Here is a 22,504-nt window from a genome sequence, read left to right as displayed (position 1 = left end):
CGCGCCGGTGCACACGGCCGCGGGCCTCGGCGACGTCGCCGCAGGTGCCGATGCCGCTTCTGGCGCGGGCGCTGGCGATCCTCGCCGTGGTGGTTGCGCACCAGACCTTCTGGCCGGTCTATGGCGGCGCGGCGGCGATGATGGTTCTGCTCGGCATGAGCGTCGCGCAGGACCGCGCGCGCTTCCTCGCCGAAGGCGATGCGGCTGGCTTTCTCGCGCCGCTCGGCCGGGTGCTGGTGCCCTATGGCCTGGTGCTGGCGGGCTATGCGCTGGTCTGGCAGCAGGTGCCCTGGGCCTCGGTGGCGCTGATCGGCAATTTCGCGGTGACCGTGCCCGAGACCCATCTGATGCTGCCCTATCTCTATTGGTTCGTCGAAGCCTATGTGCAGATCTGCCTGCTTCTGGTGCTGCTGTTCCGTCCGGCGCCGATGCGGCGCTGGCTCTCGGGCTCGCCCTTCGGCACCGGGCTGGCCCTGCTCGCCGCCGGAGCGCTCCTGCGGGTGACGCTGCCCGAGCTCTGGCCGCTCCCGGCCGGGCGTCGGCCAGCACCCCGAGCGCCGCCGCCGCGATCCCGGCGACGCCGAAGGCCGCGCCGAAGAACAGTCCCGCCATGGTGCCGACCCGGGCCGGGACCAGCTCCTGCGCCAGCACGATGATCGCGGGCAGGGCGAGGCGATGATCACGCCGATGATCACCGACAGCACGCCGGTCCAGAACAGCGAGGCGAAGGGCAGCGCCAGCGTGAAGGGCAGCGCGCCGAGGATCGAGATCCAGATCACCGTGCGCCGCCCGATCCGGTCGCCGACCGGCCCGCCGATCACCGTGCCGAGGGCCACTGCGGCGAGGAACAGGAACAGCATCCGCTGCGCCCCGGTCGTGCCGAGCCCGAAGCGGTCGATCAGGAAGAAGGTGTAGTAGCTCGACATCGCGGCCATGTAGACCTGCTTGGAGAAGAGCAGCACCAAGAGGACGCCGATCGCCAGCTGCACGCGGCGGCGCGGCAGGGTGACGGCGGGGGCGGGCTTGCGGCGGCGCGCGGCGAGGCGCCGATATAGGAGTCGCCGTTGCCGTCCACCCGCAGCGGCCCGGTGATCGAGTCGCGCAGCCGCGGCCGGCCATCGACGATCCGCACATGGGTGGCGCGGATGCGCGTCCCCTCCCACAGCCCGGACACCGCCACCTTGCTGCCCTCCTCCAGCGCGGAGACCGGGACCGGGCGGCCGTCGCCATCCTCGATGCTGCCGCCGCGGGCCAGTTCCACCTCGGCGCCGAGCACCGTGAAGCCCCGGCCATTGCCGGAGAGCCCGGCGACCTGGCCGACCACCGGCAGGTAATGCATCACCGAGACAGCGCAGCTGGCCGAGGCGGATTTGATCGCCGCCAGCATCACCGTGTCGCCGCGGCGCAGGTCGGAGACCGGGAAGTCGCCCAGCTGCGAGCCGACCCGCGCCTCGGGCCGGTAGAGGAAGCTGCGCCCGTCGACCCGGAGCTCGCCCGCGGCGGTGATCACGCCGAGGATACCGGTGCCGCCCATCCCGCCATCGGTCTCCTCCTCGGCGGCGCGGTCGCGGCCGGCCTGGGCCTGGCCGATGCCGTCATCGATGAAGCTGCGCACCAGCTCGGCCACCGAGATGCCGCGGGAGCGGGCCTCGAGCTCCAGCGCCGCCTTGCGGGCTTCGCCGATGTCGCGGATGTTCAGGGCGGTGGCCATGGCGGGTCCTCTCTGCCGGATGGGCTACACATAGCGCAACACATCGCGCCAGGCAACGATGCGGGGCTCAGAGCACCCGGCGCAGCCCGGCCTGGACCCGGAGGAGCGCGGGCAGGTAGGTCTCGGCCAGCGCCGATGCGGCCTCCTGCGTCGCGGCCATGCCGGTATTCAGCGCCGCGACCACCGTGCCGCGGGCATTCATCACCGGCACCGCGATCGAACGCAGCCCTGTCTCCACCTCCTGGTCGATGATCGCATAGCCGCGGCTGCGGGTCTCGGCGATGCGGGCCATGACGGCCTCGGGCTCGGTCAGGCTGAAGGCGGTGCGCGGCGTCAGGTCCGAGGCCTCGACCACGGCCACCGGCATGGTCGGCGGCGCGACCGGGCTGACCGGGCCGGTGGTGATCCTGTTCCATCTCGGCGGGCAGGGCAGCGCGGCGGCCAACCGTGCCAATACGCTGGTCTTCCTGACGCTCCTGTCGCTGCTCCTGCTGCCGCAGCTGGCGCTTCAGGGGCTGCTCTCGGGGCCTGCGATCGGGCTCGGGCTGCTGCAGCTGCTGCCCTATGCGGCGGGCTCGCGGCTGGGCCAGGCGCTGTTCGATCCGGCGCGCGAGACGCTCTACCGGCGCAGCGCCTATGTGCTGATTGCCGCGGCGGTGATCCTCGGCTTGCCGAAGGGCTGAGCCGCTGCCACGGTGCCGCCGATCCCCTGCGGAGACCGCGCCATGCTGATCGACACCTTCCTTCCGGACTTCCAATTCCGCGAGCGCCACGACCGGCTGGTCGCAGCACCGCCCGCCGCGGTCCTGGCCGCTGCCGTGGCGGTGGAGCCGCACCGCGATCCGCTGATCCGCGGCGCGATCGAGCGGCTTGCAGCCGTCCCATTCCGGCCAGCCCGCGGCAGGGCAAGCCCCGTGGCAGCTCTTCCCCGGAGAGGGGGCGGCCCGGCAGAGGCCACGACCCGCCATGCCGATGCGCCGTCTCCACCGCCGGGGAAGGGACTGCCGGGCCTGTGCCGCGATCGGCGCGTCGGCACCATCCGGCAGACCGGGCGGCAACTGCGGAAACCCGTGAAGAACCTGATGTCACGATGCGGTGCAGGCCGATGCACGATCTTGCCGCAGCTGCCAGCCCGGTCCGAAACGCCCGCTGACCTGCCCCGGGCGCCCGCAGAGACCAGAGCCGCATCCTCGCTCATCGCCAGGCGGGACCAGCACCGGATCATGGCCCACGATGCCGATCCCCGGAGCAGGCGCCGCGGCCCCCGCGAAATGCCGCTGCGGCACGGAGCCCCCCGGATCATCCGCCGTCGGTCCGGCCATGGCTCTGCACATCGACCGGCAGCCGACCGCCGACTCCGCGACGGGCGCGAGGGGCCGCCGCCGCTGCGGCCAGCAGGGCGGCAAGGTAGATCGGCGGGCTGGTGCCGTAGGCGATCCAGCCAAATTCGGCCGAGATCGGGACCGCGAGCGGCAGCAGGCCCGCGGCGGCCAGGATCACGCCCTGCCGCCCGAAGCGGCGCCCCAGATGCACCGCCAGCGGCAGCGACAGGAGCTTCAGGTCGATGGCGACATTGCCGAAATAGGCCGAGACGGGCAGCAGCAGCAGGAGCGCGGCATGGCCCGCCCAGCCGGAGAGCCGGTCGATCTGTTCCGCCGCGCGCCGCAGCTGTCCGAGGCTGCCCGAAAGAGGAGTGTCCATGATGCGCATCCCTTTCCCTGTTGCGGTTCCCGGGGCCCCGGGGGCTTGCGTCCTGCAGGCGCCGCGCTTCCCCGGCCAGCGGACCGGCGCTCGGATGATAGCACGGCGGCTGCTTGGTCCGGAGACCCTGTCCGTGCGCCGGGCCTTCCGGCGTGCGCAGGCGGCGCGGCGGTCCTGCCCGGAGCCGCCGAGTCCGTGGCCGAGCCAGGCGAAGGCGATGATCACCCCGCTGGCGCCCGCGCGGTGCCGGGCCGGGACCAGCGCGCGGATCGTGGTCAGCACGCCGGTCATCACCCCGGCATAGCCGAAGCCGTAGATCGGCGCGAAGAGCCGGAACTGCCCGAGATCGCCGAGCTGCGCGAACCCCGCGACCAGGAGCGTCTGCCAGGCGCTGGCGATCAGGTAGGCGGGGACGGCCCCGGCCCGGTCCGCCAGCCGTCCGAAGGCGATCCGCCCGGCGATCGCCGAGAGCATCATCAGCAGCATCACCTGCCCGGCCTCGGGTCCGGAGATGCCGCAGCCCTGCACCAGCGGCACCAGATGCATCAGCGGCACCGACATCAGCGCGCAGCAGCAGATCACCGCGAGGCTCAGGAGCACGGTGACCGGCACCAGCGGCAGCTCCGGTCCCGCGGTCTCTGCCGCCGCGGGGGCGGCTGCCGGGGCAGGGTCCGGGTCGCGCATCAGCAGGGCGGCCGGGCTGCGCGATCTGGCGCCGGGCGTGGGATTCGACGGCATCGCCGGTCCGCTGATGCAGGCGGCGGGCGTGCCAAGCCTGTTCCCGATGGACGAGCTCAGCGTGATGGGCCTTGCCGAGGTGCTGCCGCGCTACATGGACCTGCGGCGGCGCCTGCACCAGACGGCCGAGCATGTGATCGCCTCGAAACCGGATGCCCTGATCACGATCGATGCGCCGGATTTCTCGCTGCGCGTGGCGAAGCTCGTCAAGGCGAAGGCGCCCGGGATCCGCACGATCCATTATGTCGCCCCCTCGGTCTGGGCCTGGCGCCCGGGCCGGGCGAAGAAGATGGCGAAGATGATCGACCAGGTGCTGTCGCTCCTGCCATTCGAGCCGCCCTACATGGAGGCCGAGGGGATGCGCTGCGATTTCGTCGGCCACCCGGTCGCGGCCGAGCAGCAGCCCGGTCCGGAGGCGGCGCGCCGCTTCCGCGCGAGCCACGGCATCCCGCCGGAGGCGGCTCCGGCGGCGAGATCGAGGCACTGGGCGAGGCTTTCCGCGGTGTCGCGGGCGATCGGCAGCATCCGCGCCGTGCCGCCCGCCGCCTCGATCATCGCGGCCAGCCCGAAAGCGTTCGAGGCGACGATCTGCGAGGGGCCGGGGGTCTCGCCGGGCATCACCAGCTCGTCGCCGGTGCAGATCAGCGCGACCTCGGGCTTCTTCGCCGCCAGGACGGCGGGAATGTTCATCGCGGCCAGGAGCGCGATCTCGGCCGGGCCGAGCCGCTGTCCTGCGGCGAGCATCTCGGTGCCTTCGGCAAAATCGCCGCCGGCAGGGCGGATATGGCTGCCATCGCCCAGCCGGTCGGTCAGGGTGATCCGGTCGCCGTCGCGCTCGGTGTCTTCCTGGATGACGATGCAGTCGGCGCCCGCGGGAACCGGGGCGCCGGTGAAGATGCGCACGGCCTGGCCGGGCTGCACCGCCTCGGGATGGCCGCCGCCTGCCGCCGCTTCGCCGACCACTTGTGCCCGGCTCCGCGGACCCATGCCCGGCTCCGCGGGCGCTGCGCCAGCGAGGGGCCTTCCGGAAGCAGCAAGCCCGAGTTGATCTCCGCCGTCACGGGCGACAGGCACGAACACGGCACCGTCTGGAGGCTCCGGCGGCGCGGCCGACCTCGGCGCCCCGAGATGTTTTCCGCATCAGGATGATCAGCCTCCGGCCTCCGGGTCTGCATCCCCGGCGCGACGCGTCACCGATCACCGCCGCGAGCGGATGTGGGATTGCCCGGAAGCCCTGCTGCCCCGATGCGATCGGCTGCAACGGCACCTTGCGCGATGACTTTTCCCCCGCTTCCCGGACCGGGAGTTCAATTGCTCTCGGGGAAAAGGAACCACGACAAGCAGACAGCCCCCGCCGCTTCACTGCCGAGGTCAGGGAGCAGGCCGTCGCGGGCCTGTCCGAGCCGGGCCCCTCGAAGACGAGCTTTGCCCGGAGACGCGGCGTTGCGCCGCCGCAGCTGGCAGGCTGGCGCCCGGCCGGCACATGCCGCTCGCGCGCTTCGCGCACCGCCGCGTCGGCATAGAAAGCCTGGCTCAGCGGCGTCAGCACCAGCCCCGGGCTGACCACGTTCGAACGGATCGCCAGCGGCGCCATCTCGTAGGCCAGCTGCCGCGACAGCATCGACACCGCCGCCTTGCCGGGGCTGTAGGCGCCGGAGAAGGGCTGCGGCTGGCTGGCCGCGATCGAGGAGACATGCACCAGAGCGCCGCCGCCCCGCGCCTCCATCTGCCGGGCGAAGGCCTGGCTGGCCAGCAGCACGCCCTCGAGGTTCACCGCCAGCATCGCCTTCCAGTCGGCCAGCGGCAGGTCCCGCAGCGGCCCGGGCCGCAGGATGCCGGCATTGTTGACCAGGATATCCGCCCCGCCGAAGGCATCCGCCACCTCTGCCGCCGCCGCAGCGACGCTGTCCGGATCGCCGACATCGCAGTCGATGGCGCGGAACCGCGCCGCGTCCGCTGCGAACTCCGCCCGTCCGGGCCGGGCAGCAGGATCGGCCGCGATGGCGCTGCAGCAGGGCCCGAATTGCGCGCGGTGGCCACATCGGCGGCGGCCCGGATCGCGCCGAGCGCTTCGCCCATGCCGCAAAGCGGGACGACCCCTGCCGAAATGGCCCGATCAGCCACGTCTTCGGACAATCCCTCCGCCAGGAGCGAGACCAGTGCCATCGGCTTGCCGGCCACCTCGCCCGCCAGTTTCGCGGCGCGGATCACCATGTCGTAGTCGGGCGCCTCGAACCGGTCGCTGCGCGGGAAGTCGACCACCACGCAGCCGAGCGCGATGTCGCCCTGGCAGAGCGCCGTGAAGCAGGCCGCCAGCGCCGCCTCGTCGCCCCAGATATAGGTGTTGTAGTCGAGCGGATTGGCCAGCGCGACCTTGGGGCCGAGCGCGGCGCGCAGCCCTTCGGACTGGGCCGGGCCGAGGGCCGGGAACTCGACGCCGCGGCGCTCGCCGATATCGGCCATCAGCGAGGCCTTCCCCGCGACCCGCCCTATCCGGCGGCACTGGCGGCAGCCTTCCTGCGCAGCGCCGGAGCGGCGTTTCCGGGCGACGGCCGGGCGGGCCCGGCTTGAGCGGCGGACGCGAAGCTGCTAGCGGCTGCGCCATGGCCCGTACAATCCTGTTCAACAAGCCCTTCGGCGTGCTGTCGCAATTCACCGACAGCTCCACCGCCGCCTCGCCCTCGCCGACGCTCTCGGCCTATATCGACCTGCCCGGCGTCTATCCGGCCGGACGGCTCGACAAGGACAGCGAGGGGCTGATGGTGCTGACCGATGACGGGCGCCTGCAGGCGCGGCTGGCCGATCCGAAGCACAAGACGCCGAAGACCTACTGGGTGCAGGTGGAAGGCGTCCCGGATGCCGCAGCGATCGCCGCGCTGGCCTCCGGCGTCACGCTGAAGGACGGCCCGACCCGCCGCGCCGAGGCCCGCGCCATCGGCGAGCCCGAAGGATTGTGGCCGCGCGACCCGCCGGTGGCATCAGCGCCGCCAGGGCCTGCCCGATCGCGGCAGGCGTCAGCGGACCACAGGGCAGGTCCGGCAGTCCGTGCGGCACGCGCGCCGGGATTGCCCCGGCTGCCCCGGTTGCCTCCGCCAGCGCGGCGAGCGTCCAGGCAATGTCCATTCCCGGATCGCAGAGCGCGAGAAGGCGGCACCCTGCCGGAGCGGGGGTCGACGGCTTGTCCGGATAGGCGAAGAAGGCGACGGGCTCCCCTGACCCGACCAGCACCATGTTGCGGGCTTCTGCCAGGATCGCTGCGTTCTCCAGCACAGGGTAGTGCAGGCACTCGATTTCCACCGCGCCGGCGCCGCGCTCGATCCGCGGCACAAAGAGGTCGGTCATCAGCCGGCAGCCGGTCCGCGCCGCAATCTGCCCGGCCAGTTCCGCCAGCGCGCCGTGAAGCGCGGGACCGTTCACGAAAAGCACAGCCCTGGGCTGCTGCAGCGCTTCTGCCGCCGCCGCGACCTGGTCCGGGGGCGCCTGCTGCAGGCGGATTGCTCCGACCGATGCTGCCGCTGACCCCATCCCGGCGGCCACCCGCGCGAACCCGCCGCCACGACAGCCTGCGGAGCGGGCGGGAACGGCCTGTTCCTTAACCGCGGCAGCGCCTTTCCGGCGCGGCGCGCCGGCCATGCCCGACCTCGGAACGGACATGCGCAACGCCCCGTCCCGGAGCAGGCGCAAGCTCAGGGGTTCGATGCAGCGCGCACCTCCCTGCCGCGCCCCAGCTGATCTCGGCGGGACCAAGGATGGAAGACCAGCCTCCGGGGTTTGCGGCATGCCCGCCGTCGCCAGCCGGGATCGTGCCCTGCGCAGACCGCTCCCATGTTGCAGTCCAGGTCCGCGCCTTGCACCGGGTGGCTCGGCTTTCGCAGAGCCCCGGCCGTTGCCCCGCAAGGATGGCGGTCCCGCAACGCCGACGGGCCGATGGCGCCTCGCGGGCGGCCCGGCAGCGGACCTTTCAGCGGCGGCGTCCGAAGTGGGGAATTTTACTTCGGCACTTCTGGGGCATTTTGACTCGGCGTTGACATGCGTCCGAGCCTCGCTCGCCGTTGCGCTCGGACCGGTGTCGCGCAACGCTGCGCCAGCTGTGCCAGCTGGCGGCCGTGCACGCGGTCTTCGCCGGTCTGCTCATGGCCGCCGGCCACCCTTCCGGAGCCGCCCGTGGCTCCCAGCCGCAGTTGCGCAGAAAGGCCCGAAATCGTGACATGGGCTTTCGACCGCAGCGACCTGACCGAGCATCGGCTTCGCGGCATCAAAAGCCTTCACCACTCCGGCCAGGCGGAAATCATCTGGCTAGACAACGAGATCGGTAAGTTCATCGAGAGAACGCCGGAGCACGTCGCGCGAATCATTATCGCGGTGGCCGAGACCGGGCTCCGGCTTGGAGACCTGCACCGAACTCGCGCCCTTCAACGTCCATGACGCCCCGGGCAGCCCTAGTTCGACAGCTAGACGCGTAAGTGGCTGATGCGGGCTTCCCTGCGCGCCCCGCCAGTTTCGACGCGCCCGCGCCGAAGCAGGACGGCGAGGCGGCCGGTCTGCGGCGCGACCTTATCCTCGCCGGCGCGCTGACCCTGCCGGTCTTCCTGCTGGCGATGGGCGGGCACATGGTCCCGGCGGTCCATCGCTGGATCGCGGACACGATCGGCATCCCGGCCAGCTGGGGCATCCAGTTTGTCCTGACCACCGCGGTGCTGGTCGGACCGGGACGGCGCTTCCACCGGCGCGGCTGGCCCGGGCTCCTGAAGGGGGCGCCGGACATGAATGCGCTGGTCGCGCTCGGCACCACCGCGGCCTGGGCCTATTCGACGGTTGCGCTGCTTCTGCCGGGGCTGCTGCCCGAAGGGTCGCGCGAGGTCTATTTCGAGGCCGCAGCGGTGATCGTCACGCTGATCCTGCTCGGCCGCTGGCTGGAGGCGCGCGCCAAGGGGCGCACAGGCGCGGCCATTGCGCGGCTGACCGAGCTCGGAGAGACGCAATGGCATCCAGCCCCGGCAGGCGGACCGCGCCATCCTTCGGCGAACCGGACGTGCCGTCAGCCGGACGACGGCAGGTCCGGCAGGGCGCAGAGGGTGTTCACCAGCCGCATCTGCTCGAGCGTGGCGCAGCCCGCATCGCGCAGCCGCGGCGCGCCGAAGACCAGCGCCAGCGCCTTGGCGCGCGAGACCGCGACATTCATCCGGTTGCGCGAGAACAGGAATTCCATGCCGCGCGCGGTCTCCTCCGCCGAGGAGGCGGTCATCGACACCAGGCAGACCGGCGCCTCCTGGCCCTGGAACTTGTCCACCGTGCCGACCCGGACCGCCGCGGGCAGCGCGTCGCGCAGCGCGTTGACCTGGGCATTGTAGGGCGCGACCACGATGATGTCCCCCGCCGCCATCGCGCGGCGGCTGCCGTCGCGGTCCTGCCATGTGCCCCCGAGCAGCCGCGCGATGGCATCGGCGATCGCCGCGACCTCCTGGCGCAGACACCGGGCGGCTGGCCTCGAAGAGGTCGCCGTAGAAGGCCGCGCGGGTCATGATGCGGTCGGCGAGACCGCGCCGGACGGCATCCTCCGGAGCGAATGTCGCCCCGCCGTCGCGCGGATCGTCCGTCGCGCTCACCTGCGCAAGATACGCATCCCGCGCGATGCCGCGGCCTGCCTGCACGGCGCCATGGAAGCGCGCCTCGAGGTCATCGAGGATCCGCTGGATCTCGGCCCGCCCCTCGTCGGAGGTCGGGTCCGGCCGCTTGGCGCGGGCATGGGACGAGGTGAATTCGAAGAGCTGCCCGCCAGAGCTGCCCGGGCCGACATAGGCCCCGGTCATGACCGCGATGCCGATGCTGCCGAGCTCGCTGCCGGGCGTGGCGACGATCTCGCTGGCCTGCGAGGCGACCCAATAGGCGGCCGAGGCCGCCAGCGGGTTGACCAGCGCATGCACCGGCTTGGCCGCGGCCAGCGCCGCCACGGCCTTCGTCATCGATGCTTACGCCAGACGGATTGTGGGCTGGAGGGTGAGCACCTCGGCCCACGCGGGCTTTGTTCTCGATGCGCTGGAGCAGGCCGTCCACGAGCGTCGGCCGGCGAAGGGCATGGGACTGGTCCACCACTCGGATCGCGGGTCCCAATACCTGTCCATCAAGTATTCCGAGCGCCTCGGTGAGGCCGGCATCGAGCCATCTGTCGGGAGCGTCGGTGACAGCTATGACAATGCTTTGGCTGAGACAATCAATGGCCTGTTCAAGGCGGAGGTCATTCACCGCCGCGGCCCTTGGCGCAGTTTCGAGGCCGTCGAATACGCGACGCTCGAATGGGTAGACTGGTTCAATACCCGCCGCCTGCTCGAGCCCATCGGGAACATCCCACCCGCTGAAGCCGAAGAAGAATACTACGCAGCTCTGGAAACCGATGCCGTCGCCGCGTAACTAACGAAAATTAGCCTCCGGCAAACCCAGTGCGGTTCATGAGCTTCCGCATCCTCACCCCAGGCTCCCACGTGCTCGGCCGCGGCATGGAACGGCTGCTGTTCCGGCCCTGGGGCCAGGCGGGCGGCCAGCCCGGCCTGCCCGGCTCGCTGACCGTGAACGAGGGATGCCCGCGCGAACGCCGCCTCGGCAAGATCGACGTGCTCGAGGTCGAAGCGGGCGACATCGTCACCTTCCGCACGCCCGGCGCAGGCGGCTGGGGCAACCCGCTCGACCGCGATATCGACGCCGTCCTGGCCGATATCGAGGCAGGCTTCGTCACCCCCGAGCATGCGAAATCCGCCTATGGCGTGGCGCTCATTGACGGCCGGCTCGATGCCGAGGCCACGGCGCGGCTGCGCGCGGTGCAGACCGGCGCCGAAGGCACCGTCTTCGGCCCGGAGCGCGAGCAGTGGGACGGCATCTTCGCCCCCGAGGCAATGGACCGGCTGAACGCGGCGCTGCTGGCGCTGCCGCTGTCGCTGCGCCAGTCATCGCGCCGCCCACCGAGCGGCCGCCTTCGCGCAGCCGCACCGGCATCAGCGGGTCCTCGGCGGCGCGGCTGACATCGGAGGCCGCCATCCGCGGACCGGCAAAGCGCAGCAGCAGCCCGCCCTTTTCCACCCAGTCCTCGATCCGGCCTTCCTCGGCAGGCGAGAGCCGCGCGACATCGGCGAGGATCAGCACGTCGGGATTGGCCAGCAGCATGTCGTTCAGGTCGGTCTCCAGCAGGTCTGCATTCGGCGCCAGCGCCTGGCGCAGGTAATGCAGCGGCGACAAGAGCTCGAAGCCCTCGCCCTCGCCCTGCCCCGAGAGGAGCGCGATCTCGCGGCGGCGCAGGCTGTCATCGGTCAGGCTGACCGCCCCGGCGGAGCGCAGCCCCTCGATCTCGAAGCGGGTGACGCGGTTCCTCAGTTCCGCGGGCAGGCTCAGCTCGGCCACGGCTCCGGTCTCGCCCGCGGCGAAGGCGCCGGTCGCGCGGGTCTGGCCGCTGGTCGCCTCGCCGGAGACCGCCGGGGCCGAGAGGACCGACGGAGCGGACAGCGGGGCGACAACAGGCCCGATGCCGTTCGACACCGCCTGAATGGACGACCCGACCCCGTTGGTTGCCGTTTCGCGCAGCGTGACCGTCGCGCCGACATCGGCGGCCTGCAGCTGGTAGCTCAGGCCGGTCGCGCCGCTGATCGGCGCCCCGTCGCGCAGCCATTGCCGGGTGACGGTGGGCGCCGGATTTCCGTCGTAGCTGCCCGCCGTCGCCGTCAGGGTCTGGCCCTGCGTTGCCGTGCCGGAGATGGCCGGAGCACTCAGCACGGTTGGCGCTTCCGGCGCCTCGGCCGGGGTGGCGGTCTTGTCGATCGACCAGGGCCCGGCCCCGATCTCGTTGACCGCGCGGATCTGCACCGAGGCATCCTGCAGCGCGGGCACCTTGATCGTGCGGGGCCCGGTGCCGATGCCCAGCAGCACCTGCGCGCGCGATCCCGCCGTCCCGGCGCAGCACCAGATACTCCGCCACCCGCAGCGAGCGGCCGAAATCGGTCAGCTCGTGATCCGCGTAGAGCGCCCCGAGCCGCCCGGTGACCTCCGCCGCCTCCGCAGGCCGCAATGCCTCCGCGCGGCGGTCATCCCGCGGCAGCAGCCGCCCGAGCAGCGTGACCGGAAACTCCGCCTCGAAGGCATGGCCGATCCGGTCGGAGATATGCAGCGAAAACACCGTGCCCGCCTCGACATAGGCAAAGCCGAACCCCGCCCCCGGCAGCCGCGCCTCGCAATCGGCGCGCACCAGCCCGGCCAGCCGCCCGGCAATGCCTTCGTGGCGGTGCGCAGGCAGGGTCGCGGCCATGACGAAATGACAGCCCTCCGCCCAGTCGCCCGAGATGCGCTTGAAACAGCGGTCGAGCACGATCACCGACAGGTCGCGCCCGGCGGCGCGATGCACGTAGAAGGCCGGGTCGCGCAGCCGTNGGCCGCGCCTCGACCGTCAGCCATGACGGCACCGGCCCCTTCGCCGGGCTGCCCGCGGCCGTGACCGTCGGCCGCTACCACTCGCTGATCGTCGCGCCGACCCCCGAAATGAAGGCCGAGCTGCGCGTCACCGCGCGCTCCGAGACCGGCGAGGTCATGGCGCTGGCGCATCGCCGCCACCCGACCTTCGGCATCCAGTTCCACCCCGAATCCGTGCTCTCCGAGCATGGCCACCGGATGATCGGCAACGTGCTCGCGCTCGCCCGCGGAGGCGCAGATGCGCTGGTGGGCTGACGGCACCCTGTCGGCCTCGCCCGAGATGCCCTTCGATCTGACCGATCGCGGGCTTCTCCTGGGCGACGGGCTCTTCGACACCGCGATGGTCCGCGGCGGCCGCGTGGCCTTCGGCGCCGCGCATCTCGACCGGCTGGAAGCGGCATGCGCCACCTTGGGCATGCCCTTCGAGCGCGCCCGCGCCGAGGCCGCCTGACCGGCTCGGTGCCCGGCGCGCTCCTGCTTATCGCCGCGGGGCTGTTCCAGTTCACCGCGCTGAAGACCGCCTGCCTGGTGCATTGCCGCGCCCCGGCGGCGTTCCTCGCCGCGCGCGGACGGCCGGGGACGGGCGGCGCGTTCCGCATGGGGCTGGAGCATGGCAGCTATTGCATCGGGTGCTGCTGGGCGCTGATGGCGCTGCTTTTCTTCGGCGGGATCATGAATCTCTACTGGATCACCGGGCTTGCCGCCCTCGTCGCGCTGGAAAAGCTCTCGGCCCATGGCGTCGCGGCATCGCGCATCGCGGGAGCGGGGTTCATGGCCTGGGGGCTGGCCGCGCTCTGGTCGGCGGTCTAGCGCGCCGGAAGGATCGGTCCGGGCCATCGAAACGGTCCCGAAGCGCGCCGCCCCTGTTGCGGGCGTGCCGTGCCAGTCGGCGTCCGGCCCGCGAGCTGGTTTGCCATCGCGGGGCTCTGGGCGCCGAGGCTGGCGGCGCCCGCTTCCAGCCAGTCGCCCAGCCGCGGCGAAAGCTGCATCGGCTGCGACCGGCTCTGCGCGCCGAGCTCGAAGCGGATGCCGGGTCGGGCGGCCTCGATCGCCGCGATGCGCGACTTCAGCATGGCATCCATCCGGTCGAGCACCGCGTTGTCCTCGGAGCGCAGGTCGAGGCAGAATTCCAGCTGCCCGGGCACCTTGGCCATGGCATGGAGCGGCCCGGCGGCATCGACCCGGCCGAAGGTCACGGCCAGATCCTCGCCGCCGTCCAGCACCTCCGCCCAGTCGGCATCGAGCGCCTGGACCAGATCTGCAAAGGCGAAGACGGCATCGGCGCGGCTGTCGCGGGGGGCGCCGCCCGAATGCGCCCAGACGCCGTGGATCCGCGCGTTGCGGTAGCGCAGCCCGCCGCGCACGCCTGACACGATGGCATGGCTCTCGCCCGCCTCGTCGAGCACCGGCCCCTGTCGCCGGCTGGGTCCTGCCCGAGCGCGACCGCGGCCACGGCCTGTCCGGCGGCCGCCTGGGGCGGCTGTTCCACGCCTCGATCCTGTGGAGCGTCAGGAACCCGCTGCGCTCGGCGATGCTGGCGCTGGTCCTTCCGGTCACCGGCTTCGTCTCGCTCGGCGGGCTGACCGCGCAGTTCTTCCCCGGCACCGACCGCGACCAGTTCCATATCGAGGTGGAACTGCCCAAGGGCACCGCCATCCCGCGCACCCGCGCGCTGGCCGGCGAGATGGACGCGCTCCTGCGCGCCGAGCCGGAGGTCACCCATACCGCCTGGACCATCGGCGAAAGCGCCCCGGCCTTCTACTACAACATCGTCGGCTACCGCGAGGACGCGCCGGGCTTTGCCCAGGCGCTGGTCACCACCGCCTCGCCCGCGGCCACTGCGCGCCTGCTGGTGCCGCTGCAGGAGCGGCTGAACCGCGCCTTCCCCGAGGCCCGCATGGCGCGGTGCCCGCAATGCCGCTCCTGCGCGCGCTCTCCGCGGGCGATGCCGAGACCGCGGCGCGGCTGGGGGTGCTGTCCTTCCTAGAGGAGGATCTGGCGCTGGCCGATTACGTGACCTGCGCCGAACCGCGGCTCTCGGGGCTTCTCGCCGGGCTGCTCGCGCGCATCGAGGCGGAGGAGGCGGCATGATCCGGGGCATCTGGGACCGCGAGACCGTGGCGGAACTGCTGATCCTGGCGCTTCTGCCGATCGGCGCGGTCTGGCTGGGGCTCGAAGGCGCGGGCGGGTTGCTGCGCCTCGCCGTCTTCCTTGCCGTGGCGGGCGCCTGGCATGTCGTCTGGATGCTGGCCCGCGCGCAGCCGCCCTCGCTCTACGGCACCGTCACCGCGCTGGCGCTGGCCATTCTCGCGCCCGAGGGGCTGGGGCCGGTCGCGCTGATCCTCTCGACCAGCTTCGGCGTGGTGGTGGCGGAACTGGCCTTCGCCTCCGCCCCATGCGCGGCGCGCTTGCCGCGCGCCTGCAGGGACCGGGCGGACTCTACAACGCGGGAAACCTCCTTGCCCTGGCCGCCGGGCTGACCGCCCAGATCTCCGCTGCGGCGGGCGGGGCGGAAGGGTCCGCCGCAGGGGCTGTGCGGGACTATTTCATCGGCAGTCCGGGCGCGAGCTGGCTGACGCTGGCCGTGGCCATCTTCCTGATCTCCGGCGAAGTCTATCAACGGGCCTGGACGGCACCGGCGCCGCCGGATGCCCGCCTGACGCGGCTGGGGGACCTGCTGTCGGGGGGCGGTGCCACCGCTCTGGCCCTGTCCCTGGCCAGCTACGGCAATCTCGTCCTGGCGCTGGCTTCGGGGCTCCTGCTGGCTGCCGCCAAATTCGGCAACGCCCTCGTTCCGGCAGGCGCCGGCAGCGAGCGGGTCCGGCTGGCCCTTGCCTTCCGCGCCGCTGCGCTTGCCAGCCGTGCGGCAGGCCGATCCGGTTGCAGATGCCGCCGCGGCGGCCGGGCTGGCCGGGTCGGACAAGGACCGGCGCGAACACGCGATCGTCGTGGAATACATCCTCGACACGCTGGCGCCGTTCTGCCGCAGCCTCGGAACCCCGGAGGGCACGCGGCTGACCTCGACGCGCAGCATGTGGCATCTCGGCACGCCGATCGAGGGCGTGCTGAAGGACGAGGGGCTGCCCTCGGCGGTGCTGGCCGCCAGGCTGCATCCCACGCCCGCGGTCTGCGGGCTGCCCTGCAACCGGGCCGAGGAGCTGATCCGCAAGCTGGAGCCGGTGCCACGGGACTATTACGCGGGCGCGGTGGGCTGGACGGATGCGCATGGCGACGGCGCCTGGCATGTGGCGATCCGCTGTGCCGAGATCTGCGGCGCGGAGGCGCGGCTCTATGCCGGGGCGGGGATCGTGCCCGGGTCTGACCCGGAGGCCGAAGTCGCCGAGACCGGGGGCCGGCGGCTGGAAGGCCAACGGCGCGGGCGACCTGCCGGGCCGGGCGGGGATTCACCTAGGCACATGGCCAGCCGCAGTCGGCAAGGGCTGCATTGCAGCCGCGCGCAGCTGCGGGGACGGCCAGGACATCTGCGGGCAAGGACCTGAACATGCCGACGGTGTCCGGAGCTGTGCCGGGGCGCAGGGCTGCAGCCGATGATGGCCTGCGGACGGGCGATGCACGCGTCCGTGTCTTGCGGCCTCTTGGCGGCCCAGGTGGCGGTTCAGGTTGGAGGCGGAGCGGAGGGGACCCTTGCTCCCGCACGGGCTCGGCCCCGAAGACGGAACGGGCTCTGCTCCCCAGAGTCGCGATCGCGCAAATCGGAAAGACAGGGCGAACGATCCCGCTCGGCCCCGGGGCCGGTCCGGCCGGAAACCGGCGGGCATCCGGCATGCCCCGCGGAGGCGGGGCGGCGATGGGAGGACCCGCGGCAGGCCGGAGCCGCTCCGCGCCGTCGGCGGTGACGATCGCGGTGACGGTCTTGCCGCCGCCGATATCGAGGACGATCTCGCTGCTGACCGCGCCGTCATGGCGCGCGGCGACGGTGCCGGCCAGCTGGTTCCGCGCCGAGACCGGGCCGGAGGGACGGCCCGGAACCAGCAGGATGAAGGACGCCTTGACCAGGGCATGGACCGCGCAGCCGGGCGCGAGGCGCATCTCGGCGGCGCTTTTGGCGGTGATCGCGGCGGTCAGGACCTGGCTGTCGGCCAGTGCCATCTCGACGAGGGAATGGACCGGCCCCTCGGTGACCGTCGTGACCGTGCAGCGCCAGGCATTGCGCGTGCTTGTCTGCATCATCAGGTGCCTCAGCAGGGGGGCGGGTGCGTGGGGCAGATCGGCGAGACTGCGCTCCAGCCGCCGCGCGGCGCCGTCGAGCGCCTCCTGCAGCCGCGCGAAGCCGGCGATCAGCGCATGGCCGGCGCAATGCAGGATCACCCCCGGCGCCCGCATCGCGCGCGACTCGAAGCTGCCGCGCGCGACGGCGTCGAGCACTGTCAGCGAGAATCCGGGCGCGAAGTTGACCGCCGCCATCGTGCCGTCGAAGCGGTCGGCGAACCGCGCGGCGGGCGGGGCGGTCATGCTGTCGGGGCGGTGCTCCGGCAAAGCCATCTGGCGCTCCTGCAAAGATCTGCGGCTGGCCTCCGGCGCGGGGACAGCCGATAACCCGACAAGAATACTCAGTCATATGCCGCCCTGCAAGGAGCCTCCGATGCCCCGACATCCCCGTTGCCATCCTGTTCCGTCCCGGACCTGCCGGGCATGACCGTCCTGACCCGCCGCCGTGCCATGGCCCTCGGCCTCTGCCTGCCCGCCATTGCCCGCGCCCAGCCGGTGCAGGAGCTCTCTGCGCCGCTCCTCTGGGAGGCGCCGCCGCCGGGGCTGCGGCTGCACCGGTTCCTGGGCGCGCCTGCGGCGTTGAACTGCGCGGCGATCCGGGGCAGGGACGGGGCAACCCGGAGGCCCAGGCCATGACTGCACCCGACACGACATCGGCGCCGCTGCGCCATCCGTTTCCCGAGCCGCCCGGCCCCGGCGCGGCGGTGGAGGTGGCCGAGGGCATCCTGTGGATGCGCCTGCCGCTGCCGATCGCGCTCGACCATGTCAATGTCTATGCCATCGCCGACGATGACGGCTGGACCATCGTCGATACCGGCATGGATACAAGGCTGACCCGCGAGACCTGGCTGGAGCTCCTGGCCGGGCCGCTGGCCGGGCGCCGCGTGGCGCGGGTCTTCGCCACCCATCACCATCCCGACCATGTCGGCCTGGCGGGCTGGTTCCGCGAGACCCAGGGCGCCGAGCTGATCATGACGCGCACCGCCTGGCTGCTGGCGCGGATGCTGCGGCTCGACGAGCAGGACGTCCCGCCGCCCGAGACGCTTGCCGACCGGGGCCGAGCACGGCACGATCACCGTGGTCGCGGGCGGCGAGGGGTTCGAGGTCACGACGCTGCGCCGCGACGTGGAAACCGACGGCCGCCGCGCCGTGGTCAGCTTCTCGCACCGGATCGAGGACGATGCCGCGCGGCGCGATTTCACCATGAACGCGCTCTATGCCGAGGCCGATGGCAGCGTGGTCGATCCGCTCGGCGGCCTGCCGGATCTGCGGGCGGGCCGGGTGCGCTTCATCGGCAGCGCCGAGCAGCGCATCGCCGAGGACTACCTGCGCATCCTGCGCTTCTTCCGCTTCACCGCCTGGTACGGCAGCGACGGTCCCGATGCCGACGGGCTGGCCGCGTGTGCCGCGCTGGCCGAGGGGCTCGAGCGCATCGCCGCCGAGCGCAAGGGCCAGGAGATGAAGAAGCTCCTCGCCGCGCCCGATCCCGCGCCGGCCTTGGCGACGATGGAACAGGGCGGGGTGCTGGAACGGGCCGGACCGCCGGACATCGCCCGGCTGCGGGCCCATCTGGCCGAGGAAGCCGCGGCGGGCCAGGCCAGCCGCGCCCAGGCACTGCGGCTGTCGCGCCGCTTCCACATGATCCTGGCCGAGATCGGCGGCAACCTGGTGCTGGCGAAATACCTCGAGGAGCTGACCCTGCGGAGTTCCCTGATCCTCGGCTGCTACGGCCGGCGGCAGACCCGGCTCTGCGCCTCCGGCGAACATGGCGATATCGTCGGGGCGATCGAGGCGGGCGATGCAGACCGGGCCTGCGCGCTGCTCGGACAGCACCTGCGGCATCTGGAGGAGGAGGTCGAATTCGGCAACCGCCGCGCCCCCGCCAACGCCCTGGCAAGCATCTTCGAGGACGGCGGAGACTGACGGCCGCCGGGCCATGCGGCCTGCCCTGCCGGGCGGCAGCAGTCTGCCCGGAACATGGGCCAGCCCGGCGGCCCCGCGGCCCGCGCTGCGGTGCAAGAGCGCGGTGCCGCGCCGCGCCTCGAGGCGGCCGGCGCTCTTGTTCATCGCCGGGCCGGTCAGCGCCGGCCGCCGCAAAGGAGCCGTTGCGCGCAGTTTCCACGAATTCGGCTGCGCCGGAAAACGGACCGCCGGGCAGCTTCAATGCGGACCACGCGGATGGAATGGGCGCGGTTGGAGCAGGATTTGCTTTTCTTGGGGGGCAATGAGTTGCCGTGCGGAGACAAGGCAGGATGCGCTGTCCTTCCGCCGCTTCCGGCAGGCTGTGCGGACCCGGTGACCGAGGATCGGCAGGGCCCTCCGGCGCCCCGACCTGTCTGCCGGGACTGCGGCAGCCAAGCGCCTCTGCCCGCATTGCGGTCGGCCTCGGGAAATCGTGCGTCCGACCGGCCGGACGGGGACGTGCACGCGGATGCCAAGGCCCGGTGACCGGATCGCCGTGCCTGCCGCGCCGGGCCATCCCGGGCGCCTGATAATGTCCGCCCGCAGGGGCGCACTCCAGGGATGGGCAGATTTTGCCCGTGATTTGCCCCACGAGAATCAAGCGGAAGCCGCCGGTCACTGAGGCGCGGGCAAATTTGCCGGAGGGCGACGGTAGTTTTCTCTTGTCTCAAATGTTCCACCCAACCTGGGGTGTTAAAATGGACACTGAAAGGACTGGTGGCTGAATTTGAGGAGAAGGCTATGGGAGAGAGTGCAGGACGGGAGCCGAGCAAGCATTGCGGCAAGGTGCATGGGGTGACGCGGACCAGCCGCATAAGCCCCGAGGAGCTTCTGAGCGTGGCGGCGGATGGCCAGCGGAAGGTCACGATGATGCTCGACAACACCGTGATAACCGTGCAGGTCGGGGACGAGCCGGGCGACAGGGACGAGATCGTGGACGGATGGAAGGTCCGCGTGATCACCGTCGCCGCCGGGGGATTTTTCCCGGGCAGATCGCCATCGCAGCGTGGCGTCATGGGTCAGAAGCCGCTCGCCATAGCGCGAGGCGGCGCGGCCGAGCGCCAGCATCCGCACCCCCGCCGAGGGGCGGAACACGTCGAAGGCAATGCCGATCCCGGCCAGCCCGGCAATCCCGGCAGCGGTGATGAACCAGCCCGAGAGCCCCAGAAGCGCGACCCCGGCCAGGAGTGTCACCAGCGACAGCGCCGCGCCCTTGGCCATCGTGCCAGGCGCGGCGGCCCAGATCAGGCGGATCACCCGGAAAAGCGGTTTCACAGCGCCACCTCCCGGTCTGCAGCGGCAATCAGCGCCGGATCGTGGCTGGCGGCGATCACCGTGCGGCCCTCGGCGGCGAGATCGCGCAGCGCCGCGGTCACCACGGCAGCGGTTTCGGCGTCGAGATCGGCGGTCGGCTCGTCGGCGATGATCAGGTCTGCCTGCATCGCGATCGCCCGGGCCAGCAGCAGCCGCCGCGCCTGGGCCGGGCAGATGGCCTGCCTCAACCGCTCGGGCCCCACGCCGGACTATGCCGCCTGGCCGGAGCTGCGCTGGGACACCGCCCTGCCCGCCGCAGCCGACGTGGTGATCCTGTCGGTGCGGCCGCAGGATTTCCGCAGCGGGTCCTGGCGCTGCCCCGATGCGCTGGTGATTTCGCTCATGGCGGGGGTGCCGTCCGGCGAGATCGCCGCCCGCACCGGATCGGACCGGATCGTCCGCGCCATGCCGAATGCCGCCGTCGAGATCGGCCGCAGCTATGCGCCCTGGGTCGCGGGCGAAGCGGTGACGGCAAAGGACAAGGAGATCGCCGCGCGCATCCTCGGCGCCACCGGGGGCGAGGACGAGATCGACAGCGAGGACCAGCTCGACGTTCTGACGGCGCTGGCCGGATCGGGCCCGGCCTGGAGCGCGCTTCTGGCAAATGCGCTCAGCACGGCGGCGCTGCGGGCGGGGCTGCGAGGCGGTGGCAATGGCCGCCAGCCGCTGCTCCTGTCCCGGAGCCTGCGCGTGGAGCGGCCCTGCCTGCAGGGCGGCGAGGCCGGCCAGCGCGGCCCATCTCCGCAGGCGTCCCAGGTTGCGTCCCGATGGCATCTGGCTCTCCCTTGCCCGGAAATTGCACGTTTGCCCGGCGAGACTACACCGCCCGGGCCGCGACGCAAAAGCCCTGGGCCAAACTGTTGATTTTCCGGTCCCCCGCTGCGGATACTGGGACCGGGGCAAGCGGATCGGGACGGCCATGGAAAGCTATCAGCGACTGATCGACGTCATCGCGCTGGAGAACCTGCAGATGCGGGCGGAGTTCTGGGTGCTGACCCGGCTTCTGGTGCCCGGCACGCTGTGGCAGATGGCGGTGCTCGCAGCCGCGGCCGTGCTGGCCGTGCTGGTCTCGCGTCCCGCCGCGGGGCGGCTGGCGCATCGCCGGGTGGCGGGCCGCCGCGCTGGGGCCGGCGCGGCGCAACAGCGTCGGGATGCGGGTGCCGGTCCCCGGCTCGGGAGCGTGCTTCGCCGCAACGATGGGCTGGGTGCTGACCTGGCAGCTGGCGCAGCGCGGCTTCGACCCGGTCAGCGTCACCTCGCTGACCTTTTCCGGTCCTTCGGCGGGTTCGCTGATGGTCTTCCTCGACCGCGGCAACGGGCCGGGCTTCGATATCGGCCCGGTGCCCGGCGTGGTCCCCGGCGCCATTCCCGTCCCCGCCATCGCCGGAGAGCCGGGATTCCGGAGACTTTCGGGCGAGAGCCAGATGCGGCGATCCATCACCGGACCAGCACTGGCGGGCTTCGCGGCGATGCTGGCCGGAGACTGCGCCCCCAGACTGCGCGCTGACTTCGCTGGTCGCGCCTGCGCGATGCGGGACGGCGCGGCGGCGGCAGAGCTTGTGCTCGACCGGCGGGCCGAGCGGGCGCCGGGGCGGGAGAATGCGCAGCCGGAAAATGGACGCCGGCGACAACAACCTTGAAAACCATCGCGGGTGCCGGGTCAGGAGCCGAAGGCGGCGCAGCGCTCGTCGCGGGCGCTCAGCCGCAGGCAGGTCTGCTGCGCCTCGGATTCGCTGAGGCCGACGAACTGGACCTCGAAGCCGGTCGGTTTCGACACCACGGCGCGCTTGGCCTTGCCGAGCAGGTCGACCTGCTGCAGCGCGGTGCGCAGCAGGACGCGCTCGGCCTGCCAGCGGGTCGAATAGCGGCCGACGCTGATGCCCCAGCTGTCGGAGCCCTGGCGGGTGGAAACGGTGACCGGGCGGGCCTCTTCGGGCTGGCTGTCCTGCAGCCCCATGTCGGAGGTGGAGAAGGTCACCGCCGGGCGCGGGGCCGGGCGTTCCATGGTCTCCGGCGCGATCGCCAGCGCGGCGGTCTCGACCTTGGCGGGGGCCGGGGTGCGGCGGGCATCGGCCGCGGCTGCCAGTCGCTGGCACCGGTTCGAGGGCGTGCTGGCCGGCGCCAGGGCGCCGATGGCACGTCCGCCCGAACGGGTCCCGCACCGGCCCATGAAGGGATCGCTCAGACAGGCAACGTCAGGCGGCTTGCAGGCCGCGCATATCCTTAAAACGGGCCGCCTACCCGGTCGGCTCACCCCGCGTTCACGGGGTCTAGTCAGGCCGTCCCGTGGTCGGAGGCCGGTGCCCAGAACTCCGGATGACCATTGCACCGCCGCAGCGAGCTTTCGCGCTCCCGGCACCGATCCGGCTGAAGACGCAGCAGAAGGGCTTGGCCATGCGC

At 72.1% G+C, this 22,504-nt stretch carries 23 protein-coding genes and 12 pseudogenes; 20 read left to right on the top strand and 15 right to left on the bottom strand.

From position 1 onward, the window contains the following. Positions 1-44 precede the first annotated feature (44 nt). Positions 45-656 carry a hypothetical protein gene (locus C7T91_RS33860; RefSeq protein WP_236638429.1) on the top strand — a complete coding sequence of 204 codons (612 nt, stop codon included), beginning with the start codon at positions 45-47 and terminating at the stop codon, positions 654-656. 78 nt (positions 657-734) lie between these two features. Here C7T91_RS33860 and C7T91_RS38650 read toward each other — a convergent pair. The 3 genes and pseudogenes from C7T91_RS38650 to C7T91_RS23260 form a co-directional block, all read right to left on the bottom strand. Continuing rightward, positions 735-989 (bottom strand): annotated as a pseudogene (locus tag C7T91_RS38650) (MFS transporter); the annotation flags it as partial. Further along, on the bottom strand, positions 899-1,711 hold the full coding sequence (locus C7T91_RS36700; RefSeq protein WP_236638428.1) for a hypothetical protein: 813 nt from the start codon (positions 1,709-1,711) through the stop codon (positions 899-901). The gene C7T91_RS36700 and the pseudogene C7T91_RS38650, both read right to left, overlap by 91 nt. 67 nt (positions 1,712-1,778) lie before the next feature. After that, complete coding sequence (locus tag C7T91_RS23260; protein ID WP_108261535.1) at positions 1,779-2,078, bottom strand: IclR family transcriptional regulator domain-containing protein; 300 nt, start codon at positions 2,076-2,078, stop codon at positions 1,779-1,781. On the opposite strand from C7T91_RS23260, the gene C7T91_RS23255 reads away from it, so the two are divergent. Beyond that, the gene (locus tag C7T91_RS23255) at positions 2,077-2,394 is read left to right on the top strand and encodes a hypothetical protein (protein ID WP_108261533.1); all 318 of its coding nucleotides are present in this window, start codon (positions 2,077-2,079) and stop codon (positions 2,392-2,394) included. The two genes, C7T91_RS23260 and C7T91_RS23255, sit on opposite strands and share 2 nt — an antisense overlap. A 616-nt stretch (positions 2,395-3,010) precedes the next feature. Here C7T91_RS23255 and C7T91_RS23250 read toward each other — a convergent pair. Further along, positions 3,011-4,150, bottom strand: a complete 1,140-nt coding sequence (locus tag C7T91_RS23250) for an MFS transporter (protein ID WP_108261531.1) — start codon at positions 4,148-4,150, stop codon at positions 3,011-3,013. Between the two features lie 13 nt (positions 4,151-4,163). On the opposite strand from C7T91_RS23250, the pseudogene C7T91_RS36695 reads away from it, so the two are divergent. Beyond that, positions 4,164-4,550, top strand: a pseudogene (locus tag C7T91_RS36695) (lipid-A-disaccharide synthase); the annotation flags it as partial. On the opposite strand, the gene C7T91_RS23240 reads toward C7T91_RS36695, so the two are convergent. Continuing rightward, positions 4,490-5,137: a MoeA family protein gene (locus C7T91_RS23240; RefSeq protein WP_161556068.1), complete on the bottom strand. Its 648-nt coding sequence runs from the start codon at positions 5,135-5,137 to the stop codon at positions 4,490-4,492. The pseudogene C7T91_RS36695 and the gene C7T91_RS23240 sit on opposite strands and share 61 nt — an antisense overlap. Before the next feature lie 158 nt (positions 5,138-5,295). On the opposite strand from C7T91_RS23240, the gene C7T91_RS39880 reads away from it, so the two are divergent. Next, complete coding sequence (locus tag C7T91_RS39880) at positions 5,296-5,673, top strand: transposase (protein ID WP_407943334.1); 378 nt, start codon at positions 5,296-5,298, stop codon at positions 5,671-5,673. Here the strand turns inward: C7T91_RS39880 and C7T91_RS39875 are convergent. Further along, positions 5,664-6,236 (bottom strand): annotated as a pseudogene (locus tag C7T91_RS39875) (SDR family NAD(P)-dependent oxidoreductase); the annotation flags it as partial. The gene C7T91_RS39880 and the pseudogene C7T91_RS39875 overlap by 10 nt on opposite strands. 517 nt (positions 6,237-6,753) lie before the next feature. Here C7T91_RS39875 and C7T91_RS36690 point away from each other — a divergent pair. Then, positions 6,754-7,125: pseudogene (locus C7T91_RS36690) on the top strand (pseudouridine synthase); the annotation flags it as partial. Here C7T91_RS36690 and C7T91_RS36685 read toward each other — a convergent pair. Further along, positions 7,040-7,576, bottom strand: a complete 537-nt coding sequence (locus C7T91_RS36685; RefSeq protein ID WP_236638463.1) for a hypothetical protein — start codon at positions 7,574-7,576, stop codon at positions 7,040-7,042. The pseudogene C7T91_RS36690 and the gene C7T91_RS36685 sit on opposite strands and share 86 nt — an antisense overlap. Before the next feature lie 777 nt (positions 7,577-8,353). On the opposite strand from C7T91_RS36685, the gene C7T91_RS23220 reads away from it, so the two are divergent. Together C7T91_RS23220 and C7T91_RS36680 are read left to right on the top strand one after the other, a co-directional pair. Next, the gene (locus tag C7T91_RS23220) at positions 8,354-8,575 is read left to right on the top strand and encodes a hypothetical protein (protein WP_108261525.1); all 222 of its coding nucleotides are present in this window, start codon (positions 8,354-8,356) and stop codon (positions 8,573-8,575) included. 38 nt (positions 8,576-8,613) lie between these two features. Continuing rightward, positions 8,614-9,120, top strand: a pseudogene (locus C7T91_RS36680) (heavy metal translocating P-type ATPase); the annotation flags it as partial. A gap of 68 nt (positions 9,121-9,188) precedes the next feature. Here the strand turns inward: C7T91_RS36680 and C7T91_RS23210 are convergent. Both C7T91_RS23210 and C7T91_RS23205 read right to left on the bottom strand, forming a co-directional pair. Further along, positions 9,189-9,578: a C-terminal helicase domain-containing protein gene (locus tag C7T91_RS23210; protein ID WP_236638459.1), complete on the bottom strand. Its 390-nt coding sequence runs from the start codon at positions 9,576-9,578 to the stop codon at positions 9,189-9,191. 142 nt (positions 9,579-9,720) lie between these two features. Beyond that, positions 9,721-10,113, bottom strand: a pseudogene (locus tag C7T91_RS23205) (S49 family peptidase); the annotation flags it as partial. On the opposite strand from C7T91_RS23205, the pseudogene C7T91_RS23200 reads away from it, so the two are divergent. Continuing rightward, positions 10,103-10,558, top strand: a pseudogene (locus C7T91_RS23200) (DDE-type integrase/transposase/recombinase); the annotation flags it as partial. The pseudogenes C7T91_RS23205 and C7T91_RS23200 overlap by 11 nt on opposite strands. 38 nt (positions 10,559-10,596) lie before the next feature. Further along, positions 10,597-10,767, top strand: a pseudogene (locus C7T91_RS39870) (hypothetical protein); the annotation flags it as partial. Between the two features lie 259 nt (positions 10,768-11,026). On the opposite strand, the pseudogene C7T91_RS23190 reads toward C7T91_RS39870, so the two are convergent. Further along, positions 11,027-11,578, bottom strand: a pseudogene (locus tag C7T91_RS23190) (DUF4159 domain-containing protein); the annotation flags it as partial. A gap of 990 nt (positions 11,579-12,568) precedes the next feature. Between C7T91_RS23190 and C7T91_RS23185 the strand changes: the two are divergent. The 3 genes and pseudogenes from C7T91_RS23185 to C7T91_RS23175 form a co-directional block, all read left to right on the top strand. Beyond that, a pseudogene (locus C7T91_RS23185) lies at positions 12,569-12,853 on the top strand (glutamine amidotransferase-related protein); the annotation flags it as partial. Continuing rightward, the gene (locus tag C7T91_RS33855; RefSeq protein WP_201742215.1) at positions 12,837-13,049 is read left to right on the top strand and encodes an aminotransferase class IV; all 213 of its coding nucleotides are present in this window, start codon (positions 12,837-12,839) and stop codon (positions 13,047-13,049) included. The pseudogene C7T91_RS23185 and the gene C7T91_RS33855, both read left to right, overlap by 17 nt. Then, positions 12,998-13,408 (top strand): DUF2182 domain-containing protein, encoded by a 411-nt coding sequence (locus C7T91_RS23175; protein ID WP_108261519.1) that lies wholly within the window; start codon positions 12,998-13,000, stop codon positions 13,406-13,408. Before C7T91_RS33855 ends, C7T91_RS23175 begins: the two co-directional genes overlap by 52 nt. Here the strand turns inward: C7T91_RS23175 and C7T91_RS23170 are convergent. After that, positions 13,405-14,004 (bottom strand): hypothetical protein, encoded by a 600-nt coding sequence (locus C7T91_RS23170; RefSeq protein WP_108261517.1) that lies wholly within the window; start codon positions 14,002-14,004, stop codon positions 13,405-13,407. The genes C7T91_RS23175 and C7T91_RS23170 overlap by 4 nt on opposite strands. A 125-nt stretch (positions 14,005-14,129) precedes the next feature. Here C7T91_RS23170 and C7T91_RS33850 point away from each other — a divergent pair, with 125 nt between their 5' ends. The 3 genes from C7T91_RS33850 (at position 14,130) to C7T91_RS23155 (ending at position 16,098) form a co-directional block, all read left to right on the top strand. Next, positions 14,130-14,585 carry an efflux RND transporter permease subunit gene (locus C7T91_RS33850; protein ID WP_201742214.1) on the top strand — a complete coding sequence of 152 codons (456 nt, stop codon included), beginning with the start codon at positions 14,130-14,132 and terminating at the stop codon, positions 14,583-14,585. A 100-nt stretch (positions 14,586-14,685) separates the two neighbouring features. Beyond that, on the top strand, positions 14,686-15,078 hold the full coding sequence (locus C7T91_RS23160; protein WP_108261515.1) for a hypothetical protein: 393 nt from the start codon (positions 14,686-14,688) through the stop codon (positions 15,076-15,078). A gap of 381 nt (positions 15,079-15,459) precedes the next feature. After that, complete coding sequence (locus C7T91_RS23155) at positions 15,460-16,098, top strand: chorismate-binding protein (protein WP_236638426.1); 639 nt, start codon at positions 15,460-15,462, stop codon at positions 16,096-16,098. Here C7T91_RS23155 and C7T91_RS23150 read toward each other — a convergent pair. Next, a complete protein-coding gene (locus C7T91_RS23150; protein ID WP_108261511.1) occupies positions 16,007-17,101 on the bottom strand; it encodes a TOBE domain-containing protein in 1,095 nt (364 codons plus the stop codon). The genes C7T91_RS23155 and C7T91_RS23150 overlap by 92 nt on opposite strands. A 150-nt stretch (positions 17,102-17,251) precedes the next feature. Here C7T91_RS23150 and C7T91_RS31820 point away from each other — a divergent pair, with 150 nt between their 5' ends. The 3 genes and pseudogenes from C7T91_RS31820 (at position 17,252) to C7T91_RS23140 (ending at position 18,751) form a co-directional block, all read left to right on the top strand. Beyond that, positions 17,252-17,464: a hypothetical protein gene (locus C7T91_RS31820; protein WP_145962991.1), complete on the top strand. Its 213-nt coding sequence runs from the start codon at positions 17,252-17,254 to the stop codon at positions 17,462-17,464. After that, a pseudogene (locus C7T91_RS23145) lies at positions 17,461-17,877 on the top strand (MBL fold metallo-hydrolase); the annotation flags it as partial. The gene C7T91_RS31820 and the pseudogene C7T91_RS23145, both read left to right, overlap by 4 nt. Next, a complete protein-coding gene (locus tag C7T91_RS23140; RefSeq protein WP_108261509.1) occupies positions 17,873-18,751 on the top strand; it encodes an FCD domain-containing protein in 879 nt (292 codons plus the stop codon). The pseudogene C7T91_RS23145 and the gene C7T91_RS23140, both read left to right, overlap by 5 nt. A 1,038-nt stretch (positions 18,752-19,789) precedes the next feature. On the opposite strand, the pseudogene C7T91_RS23135 reads toward C7T91_RS23140, so the two are convergent. Together C7T91_RS23135 and C7T91_RS32860 are read right to left on the bottom strand one after the other, a co-directional pair. Beyond that, positions 19,790-20,011, bottom strand: a pseudogene (locus C7T91_RS23135) (amino acid ABC transporter ATP-binding/permease protein); the annotation flags it as partial. 50 nt (positions 20,012-20,061) lie between these two features. Further along, positions 20,062-20,232, bottom strand: coding sequence for an ABC transporter ATP-binding protein (locus tag C7T91_RS32860; protein ID WP_236638425.1), 171 nt, complete (start codon positions 20,230-20,232; stop codon positions 20,062-20,064). On the opposite strand from C7T91_RS32860, the gene C7T91_RS23130 reads away from it, so the two are divergent. Next, on the top strand, positions 20,213-20,968 hold the full coding sequence (locus tag C7T91_RS23130) for a pyrroline-5-carboxylate reductase family protein (RefSeq protein ID WP_108261507.1): 756 nt from the start codon (positions 20,213-20,215) through the stop codon (positions 20,966-20,968). The genes C7T91_RS32860 and C7T91_RS23130 overlap by 20 nt on opposite strands. Positions 20,969-21,255: 287 nt before the next feature. Continuing rightward, positions 21,256-21,744, top strand: a complete 489-nt coding sequence (locus tag C7T91_RS23125) for a YeeE/YedE thiosulfate transporter family protein (protein ID WP_145962990.1) — start codon at positions 21,256-21,258, stop codon at positions 21,742-21,744. A 20-nt stretch (positions 21,745-21,764) separates the two neighbouring features. On the opposite strand, the gene C7T91_RS23120 is transcribed toward C7T91_RS23125, so the two are convergent. Then, positions 21,765-22,274 carry a hypothetical protein gene (locus tag C7T91_RS23120; protein WP_108261503.1) on the bottom strand — a complete coding sequence of 170 codons (510 nt, stop codon included), beginning with the start codon at positions 22,272-22,274 and terminating at the stop codon, positions 21,765-21,767. Between the last annotated feature and the right edge of the window lie 230 nt (positions 22,275-22,504).

It is taken from the genome of Mangrovicoccus ximenensis (genome assembly GCF_003056725.1).
GTDB classification, from domain to species: domain Bacteria; phylum Pseudomonadota; class Alphaproteobacteria; order Rhodobacterales; family Rhodobacteraceae; genus Mangrovicoccus; species Mangrovicoccus ximenensis.
The sequence above is the reverse complement of the archived record's forward strand: the minus strand, read 5'-3'. Positions and strand labels throughout refer to the sequence as shown.

What these genes read in the sequence shown, in the direction of transcription:
- C7T91_RS36700 (WP_236638428.1), bottom strand. Translation starts at nt 1,711, where the DNA reads ATGGCCACCGCCCTGAACATCCGCGACATCGGCGAAGCCCGCAAGGCG.
- C7T91_RS23255 (WP_108261533.1), top strand. Translation starts at nt 2,077, where the DNA reads ATGGTCGGCGGCGCGACCGGGCTGACCGGGCCGGTGGTGATCCTGTTC.
- C7T91_RS23260 (WP_108261535.1), bottom strand. Translation starts at nt 2,078, where the DNA reads ATGCCGGTGGCCGTGGTCGAGGCCTCGGACCTGACGCCGCGCACCGCC.
- C7T91_RS23250 (WP_108261531.1), bottom strand. Translation starts at nt 4,150, where the DNA reads ATGCCGTCGAATCCCACGCCCGGCGCCAGATCGCGCAGCCCGGCCGCC.
- C7T91_RS23240 (WP_161556068.1), bottom strand. Translation starts at nt 5,137, where the DNA reads ATGGGTCCGCGGAGCCGGGCACAAGTGGTCGGCGAAGCGGCGGCAGGC.
- C7T91_RS39880 (WP_407943334.1), top strand. Translation starts at nt 5,296, where the DNA reads ATGATCAGCCTCCGGCCTCCGGGTCTGCATCCCCGGCGCGACGCGTCA.
- C7T91_RS33855 (WP_201742215.1), top strand. Translation starts at nt 12,837, where the DNA reads ATGCGCTGGTGGGCTGACGGCACCCTGTCGGCCTCGCCCGAGATGCCC.
- C7T91_RS23175 (WP_108261519.1), top strand. Translation starts at nt 12,998, where the DNA reads ATGCGCCACCTTGGGCATGCCCTTCGAGCGCGCCCGCGCCGAGGCCGC.
- C7T91_RS33850 (WP_201742214.1), top strand. Translation starts at nt 14,130, where the DNA reads ATGCTGGCGCTGGTCCTTCCGGTCACCGGCTTCGTCTCGCTCGGCGGG.
- C7T91_RS23160 (WP_108261515.1), top strand. Translation starts at nt 14,686, where the DNA reads ATGATCCGGGGCATCTGGGACCGCGAGACCGTGGCGGAACTGCTGATC.
- C7T91_RS23150 (WP_108261511.1), bottom strand. Translation starts at nt 17,101, where the DNA reads ATGGCTTTGCCGGAGCACCGCCCCGACAGCATGACCGCCCCGCCCGCC.
- C7T91_RS31820 (WP_145962991.1), top strand. Translation starts at nt 17,252, where the DNA reads ATGACCGTCCTGACCCGCCGCCGTGCCATGGCCCTCGGCCTCTGCCTG.
- C7T91_RS23130 (WP_108261507.1), top strand. Translation starts at nt 20,213, where the DNA reads ATGATCAGGTCTGCCTGCATCGCGATCGCCCGGGCCAGCAGCAGCCGC.
- C7T91_RS32860 (WP_236638425.1), bottom strand. Translation starts at nt 20,232, where the DNA reads ATGCAGGCAGACCTGATCATCGCCGACGAGCCGACCGCCGATCTCGAC.
- C7T91_RS23125 (WP_145962990.1), top strand. Translation starts at nt 21,256, where the DNA reads ATGCGGGTGCCGGTCCCCGGCTCGGGAGCGTGCTTCGCCGCAACGATG.
- C7T91_RS23120 (WP_108261503.1), bottom strand. Translation starts at nt 22,274, where the DNA reads ATGGGCCGGTGCGGGACCCGTTCGGGCGGACGTGCCATCGGCGCCCTG.